The organism is uncultured Psychromonas sp., assembly GCF_947489755.1.
GTDB lineage: Bacteria > Pseudomonadota > Gammaproteobacteria > Enterobacterales > Psychromonadaceae > Psychromonas.
This window is the reverse complement of the sequence record NZ_CANLFB010000055.1, coordinates 1-7,412: the sequence shown is the minus strand read 5'-3', so window position 1 is coordinate 7,412 and position 7,412 is coordinate 1. Positions and strand designations below refer to the sequence as shown.

Here is a 7,412-nt window from a genome sequence, read left to right as displayed (position 1 = left end):
CATTGTCAACGTTTTAATTTAACTTAATTTCGAAGCGAACGACGAAGCGTTAATACGTTAAAAACTATTCTCAGTTTAGGTTAGTGGCTTGCGCCTCCGTCCTTGTCTGTGCGGCGTATTATAGGGATAGCGAAACTATTCGCAAGCGTTTTATTACGATTAATTATCGTTTGCTCAAATAACAAACAACCCATCATTTCCTTTCATTTATATGCTATTTTTATTTTACCTGCATTTATTCTATTTAACGCTAGTATGTTTGATTAGGATTTAGGTAACATACGCGGCTTTTCTGCTATTAAGTTTTTAGTTACAAATGATGAGTGAGTTTTTATGACATTTTCGTTAGGCCAGCGTTGGATTAGTGACGCGGAATCAGAGTTAGGTTTAGGTACTATTGTTGCAATTGAAGGACGTATGTTGACGCTGTTATTTCCAGCGTCAGGTGAACAACGCCTTTATTCTATTCAAGAAGCTCCCGTAACACGTGTTCGCTTTAATATAGGTGATGAGATATTAAGTCACGACGATTGGACTTTATTAGTTTCTGATATAGAAGAAAATGACGAGATTATCACTTACATTGGTACACGTATCGATACTGGTGAAGAAGCTAGATTAAAAGAAACTTTCCTCAATAACTTTATAAAATTCAATAAACCTCAAGATAAATTGTTTGCTGGCCAAATAGATAAATTCGATCGTTTTGTTTTACGTTATAAATCATTACTTAACCAGCATGAACAACAACGCTCTCATTTACGCGGTTTATTAGGTGCCAGAGTTGATCTTATTCCACACCAGTTTTATATTGCTGAAGAAGTTGGGCAACGTCATGCTCCGCGTATCTTGTTAGCCGATGAAGTTGGTCTAGGTAAAACAATCGAAGCTGGGTTAATCATCCACCAGCAATTGATTACTGGTCGTGCGAAACGTGTTTTGATTGTTTTACCTGAAAACTTACAACATCAGTGGTTAGTAGAAATGCTACGCCGTTTTAATTTACATTTTAGTATTTTTGACGAATCTCGTTGTGAAGAAGCTTATTTAGATGCGGTTAATCCATTTGATACTGAACAATTAGTGTTATGTAGTATTGATTTAATTCGTAAACAAAAACATTTAAAGAATGCATTACTAGCGACGTGGGATTTATTAATTGTAGATGAAGCTCATCATCTGATTTGGGATAAAGAAAAACCAAGTGTTCAATATAACGCAGTTGAAAAACTAGCTAATGCCATTCCAGGTGTATTGTTATTAACGGCGACACCTGATCAACTTGGTCATGAAAGTCACTTTGCTCGTTTACGCTTATTAGATCCTAATCGTTTTTATGATTATCAAGCTTTTGTTAATGAAGAAGCTGGCTATAAACCCGTTGTAGATGCAGTAAACCAACTGTTAGATGGAAAGTTTTTAAGCGACGATGCCAAAAACAGCATTACTGAATTGTTATCTGAACAAGATGTTGAACCTTTATTAAATGTGATCACTGATATTACTGTTGATGAAGCTGAACAACAATCTGCACAACAAGAGTTAATCCGCGGTTTGCTGGATAGACATGGTACTGGTCGTCTATTATTTAGAAATACACGATCTGCTATTAAAGGTTTCCCAAAACGCTTATTAAAATCAGTTGCTTTGCCGTTACCTGATCAATATAAAACAGCAATGAAAGTTTCTAAAATGATGCCTGTTGGTGACATTGCACAACAAGCTTTCACTGCATTATATCCTGAGCAGATTTATCAAGCATTTGAAGCTTCAACCGATAACTCTTGGTGTGCTTTTGACCCGCGAATTAGTTGGCTGATCGATCTTATTCAACAAAACAAAGATGAGAAGATCTTAATTATTGCAGCACAAGCACAAACTGCTTTGGCGATTGAAGAAGCGTTACGTACTAGAGAAGCGATTAAAGCGGCCGTATTCCATGAAGGTTTATCATTGATTGAACGAGATAAATCAGCAGCTTACTTTGCACAAGTTGAAGATGGTGCTCAAGTAATGGTGTGTTCTGAAATTGGCTCTGAAGGACGTAACTTCCAATTTGCTCATCACCTGGTTTTATTTGATCTACCAATTAATCCTGATTTATTAGAACAACGCATTGGCCGTTTAGACCGTATTGGGCAACGTTGTGATATACAAATCTATACGCCTTATTTAAAAGATACCTCGCAGGAATTTCTTCAACAATGGTATGAACAAGGTTTGTCTGCCTTTACGCAAACAACACCTACTGGACATACGGTTTACGAAGCAGTTAAAGATCAATTAATTAGCTTATTAGCAACAGGCGATAACAGCGATAATCAACTCGATAAATTGATTCAACAGACATCAACATTGAATAACGAATTAAAAACTAATTTAGAGCAAGGTCGCGATAAGTTATTAGAAATCAATTCAAGTGGTGTATTACAAAACAGTAACTTATTAGATGACATCACAGAGATGGATCAACTACCTCATTTTACCGGTTTTGCATTACAGATGTTCGATGTTTTAGGCGTTCAACAAGAAGATAGCAGTGAACATTGCTTAATTTTAAAACCAACTGAACACATGCTCGCTTCTGACTATGCCGGTTTACCAGAAGATGGTGTAACGGTTACTTTTAATCGCCAAACTGCATTAAGCCGTGATGATGTATCTTATCTAACATGGGAACATCCAATCATTACTAATGGACTTGATATTGTATTAAGTTCAGAGATCGGTACAACGTCGGTTGCGATTTTAAAGAATAACTCATTACCAGCGGCATCGACTTTCTTAGAGCTAATTTATGTTGTTGAAGCTATCAATACTGATAATGCACAATTAAGTCGCTTCTTACCAACGACACCAATTCGTTTGTTATTGGATAAAAACGCCAAAAACTTAGGTGAAAATGTAACTTTTGATAGCTTTAATCGCCAATTAACACCCATCAATCGTCACATCAGCCGTAAAGTAGCAGCCGCTTCACAAGCATTGATAGATCAACTGATTAAACAATCATTGCCTACCGCACAAAGCTTAATGGCAGATATTATTGATGAAGCGAAACAAAATATGCAGCATACTTTGCAGCAAGAAAGTGCTCGTTTATTAGCGTTAAAAGCAGTGAATCCGAATATTCGTGAAGATGAGATCCAATACTTAAGTGATCAACAAGCGAACTTTGAACAAATATTAGATAATACGCAGCTGAAATTAGATGCTATTCGTTTTATTGTTTCGACTCACTCGTAATACATCATCATAAAGCACAGGCGATAAAGCATTCCTTTATCGCCTTATCTCTTTAAGCTTCAATACAGATAATTAATTATGCCAAACTTTGTTTATAATCCGCCAATGCATCCATACTTAGATATTATTCATCAAGATGAAGATATCGTTGTATTGAATAAACCATCAGGCTTATTAAGTGTACCTGGCCGTGATACTTGGCATAAAGACAGTTTAGCTTCACGTATTATTCGTGTTTGGCCCAATGCATGTGTAGTGCATCGATTAGATATGGCCACTTCTGGCATTATCGTTTTAGCATTACGAAAATCAGCGCAAAGCCATATGGGTCGTCAATTCCAACAAAAAGTCATTGATAAAACCTATTTTGCACGCGTAGAAGGAATAATAAAGGAAGATGCTGGATTAATTGATTTACCGTTACGCTGTGATTGGGAAAACAGACCCAGACAAATGGTCGATTTTGAGCAAGGTAAAAGTTCACAGACAGAATGGCAAGTAGTCAAAAGAGAAAGTAATACAACACTCGTTAAACTGACTCCTCTTACCGGTAGAACACACCAATTACGAGTCCACATGCAACAATTAGGTCATCCTATTGTAGGCGATGAGTTTTATTCAACTGAATTTGGAAAAAAAATATCACCAGAGCGCCTAGCTTTACATGCAGCAAGTATTACATTAACTCACCCCACAACTGAATTACGTATTAGTTTTGAATGCCCTCCTCCTTTCATATAAAAATTTGTATAACCAACTTACTAAAATTTAACATAATAGTATCAATTCAAGCACATACCCCCTTTCTATTAACATTACATTAACAAGTCGAGCTTCTTATTATTAATGGTTATATTAAGTAACCTTTATGTTGCATAAAAAGCCTTTAAAGCACCTTAAAATGGTGGCGTAAGCGTTGTTTTTTCACTAAGCTTTAGCATGGTGAAATTTTTTGTCATAAATAACAGCCCAGAAAACTTTACAAAAACAATCGTATAAATTGTCCTTTGTATGTAAGTGTTAAATATCAATAAAGGCAAAAGATGCTCTCAATCTGATTGACCTTTTTTAATGACACGTAAGATACACTTTTTATAACCATCTATAACAATAAGCGATCATGGAATTACTATGCAGATAGGTATACCTAAAGAGATCCAAGAAAATGAAAACCGCGTAGCGGCAACACCAAATACTGTTGCCCTATTGATTAAACAAGGTTTCACTTTTCTTGTAGAACAAAATGCAGGAACAGCGGCTAGCTTTTCTGATTTAACTTACCAAGAAGCAGGTGCTGAAATTAGCGCAGATGCAGCAACGGTTTTACAATCAGACATTATTTTTAAAGTAAATGCCCCTACCCAAGCTGAAATTGAACTCATCAAAGAAGGCGCGACACTGGTTAGCTTTATTTGGCCAGCTCAAAATCCTGAATTATTGAAACAGCTAGAAGCTAAAAATATCAGCGTAATTGCGATGGACAGTGTTCCTCGTACTTCTCGTGCACAAGCTTTAGATGCACTGAGTTCAATGGCAAACATTGCCGGTTACCGTGCCGTTATTGAAGCAGCCAATCAATTTGGTCGTTTCTTCACAGGTCAAATTACAGCTGCTGGTAAAGTACCACCTGCAAAAGTACTGATTGTTGGTGCTGGTGTTGCTGGACTTGCCGCTTTAGGCGCAGCTGGTAGCTTAGGCGCAATCGTTCGTGCGTTTGATACTCGTCCTGAAGTAAAAGAACAAATCGAAAGTATGGGCGCTGAGTTCCTTGAAGTGAACTACGTTGAAGAAACCGAAGTAAGCACTACTGGTTACGCAAAAACCATGAGTGAAGGTTACCAACAAGCACAAGCAGAAATGATGGCTGAACAAGCTAAAGATGTTGATATCATCATTACTACTGCGCTTATTCCAGGTAAACCTGCTCCTAAGATCATCACTGAAGCGATGATCAAGTCAATGAAATCAGGCAGTGTTATTGTCGATTTAGCGGCTGCTGCTGGCGGTAACGCTGCACTAACTGTTAAAGATGAAGTTTTTGAAACTGAAAATGGCGTAAAAATCATTGGTTACACTGATTTACCAAGTCGTTTACCAACACAATCCAGCCAATTATACGCAACTAACTTAGTTAACTTAATGAAACTACTTTGTAAAAACAAAGATGGTCAAATTGATATCGACTTTGAAGATGAAGTTATTCGTGGCGCAACGGTTGTTAAAGAAGGTGAAATTTCTTGGCCACCACCGGCTATCAACGTCAGTGCTGCACCACAAGCAAAAGTTGAAGAAAAAGTTGAAGTGGTTGTTGAAGAAAAAGAACCAAACAAGTGGATCAAACCTGCTGTCGCAGTTGTAGCTGCTGGTTTATTCGGTTGGTTAGCAAGCGTAGCACCTTCAGACTTCTTAGCACACTTCACTGTATTTATGCTGGCATGTATTGTGGGTTATGGCGTAGTTTGGAATGTTGCACATTCTCTACATACTCCATTAATGAGTGTGACAAATGCAATCAGTGGCATCATCATTATTGGTGCATTGCTACAAGTCGGTAGTGACAATAACGTGGTTACTGCTCTATCTACGATTGCAATACTCATTGCAACCATCAACATCGTGGGCGGTTTTACCGTGACACACCGTATGTTGAAAATGTTCCAAAAGGATAAATAAATATGTCTCAAGGATTAATTACAGCTGCTTATATCATTGCAGCCATCCTATTTATTGCCAGCCTTAATGGCTTAAGCAGTCAAGAAAGTGCAAAGCGCGGTAACTACTTCGGTATTATCGGTATGATAATCGCAGTCATTGCAACGATTGCAAGCTCGCAGGTATCGGGCTTAGGTTACATTACGATTGCGATGGCAGTCGGTGCTGGTATTGGTGTTCGTTTAGCATTAAAAGTTGAAATGACTTCAATGCCTGAACTTATTGCAATCTTGCATAGCTTTGTAGGTTTAGCGGCAACCTTTATCGGTTTCAACTCATACTTAGACCATGCTGTTTTAGCACCTGCTGCTCAAACCATTCATGACGTTGAAGTATTTTTAGGCATATTCATTGGTGCGGTGACATTCACTGGTTCAATCGTTGCTTATTGTAAACTGAGCGGAAAAATAAACAGTGCTGCGTTATCGCTACCAGGTAAGAACTGGATCAATATTGCAGCCGTTACTGCAGCCGCATTATTACTTGTTGCTTTTGTAAGTGGTGACTTAGGTCTTACTGCATTAATCATTATGACAGTGATTGCATTAGCATTCGGTTGGCACTTAGTAGCTTCTATTGGTGGTGCAGATATGCCAGTCGTTGTTTCAATGCTTAACTCATACTCAGGTTGGGCTGCGGCTGCAACTGGTTTCATGCTAGCAAATGACTTATTAATCATCACAGGTGCATTAGTAGGTTCAAGTGGTGCAATTCTTTCTTACATTATGTGTAAAGCAATGAATCGTTCATTTGTAAGTGTAATCTTAGGTGGTTTCGGTACAGAAACATTTGCCCAAGGTGACCAAGAGTACGGCGAGCATCATGAAACAACAGCACAAGAAGTAGCAGCATCACTAAATGCAGCGAAAAACATCATTATCGTACCTGGTTACGGTATGGCGGTTGCACAAGCTCAATACCCAGTAGCAGAAATTACTAAGCGCTTACGTGCTAAAGGTAAAAACGTACGTTTCGGTATTCACCCTGTTGCAGGACGTCTACCTGGCCACATGAATGTACTATTAGCTGAATCAAAAGTACCTTACGATATCGTATTGGAAATGGATGAAATCAACGAAGATTTCCCTGAAACTGATGTGGTACTCGTTATTGGTGCCAATGATACTGTTAACCCTGCAGCAAATGAACCAGGTACACCGATTTCAGGTATGCCAGTGTTAAGTGTTTGGGAAGCTGAAAAAGTAGTGGTATTTAAACGTTCAATGGGCGCTGGTTATGCTGGTGTACAAAACCCACTGTTCTTTAAAGACAACTCTGAAATGTTATTAGGTGATGCAAAAGCATCTGTCGATGCGATTTTAGCAAGCCTATAATTAATAAACTTATAAACAGTTAGTAAGCTTACTTATCAATAAGTAACCTGAGTTCTGGATAAGCAAGAGCATTTATTAGACTGCCATCATCTCTAATTCACTTTTAGATACCTTAATACG

Annotated in this window: 4 protein-coding genes; all 4 read left to right on the top strand. The window is 38.0% G+C overall.

The genetic code is table 11. The features are described from left to right. Positions 1-333: 333 nt before the first annotated feature. The gene (gene rapA / locus Q0794_RS17845) at positions 334-3,246 is read left to right on the top strand and encodes an RNA polymerase-associated protein RapA (protein WP_298944202.1); all 2,913 of its coding nucleotides are present in this window, start codon (positions 334-336) and stop codon (positions 3,244-3,246) included. Positions 3,247-3,324: 78 nt separating this feature from the next. Then, positions 3,325-3,987: an RluA family pseudouridine synthase gene (locus Q0794_RS17840; protein WP_298944200.1), complete on the top strand. Its 663-nt coding sequence runs from the start codon at positions 3,325-3,327 to the stop codon at positions 3,985-3,987. Positions 3,988-4,377: 390 nt separating this feature from the next. Continuing rightward, the gene (locus tag Q0794_RS17835; RefSeq protein WP_298944198.1) at positions 4,378-5,919 is read left to right on the top strand and encodes a Re/Si-specific NAD(P)(+) transhydrogenase subunit alpha; all 1,542 of its coding nucleotides are present in this window, start codon (positions 4,378-4,380) and stop codon (positions 5,917-5,919) included. A 2-nt stretch (positions 5,920-5,921) separates the two neighbouring features. After that, complete coding sequence (gene pntB, locus Q0794_RS17830; RefSeq protein WP_298944196.1) at positions 5,922-7,292, top strand: Re/Si-specific NAD(P)(+) transhydrogenase subunit beta; 1,371 nt, start codon at positions 5,922-5,924, stop codon at positions 7,290-7,292. Positions 7,293-7,412 lie beyond the last annotated feature (120 nt).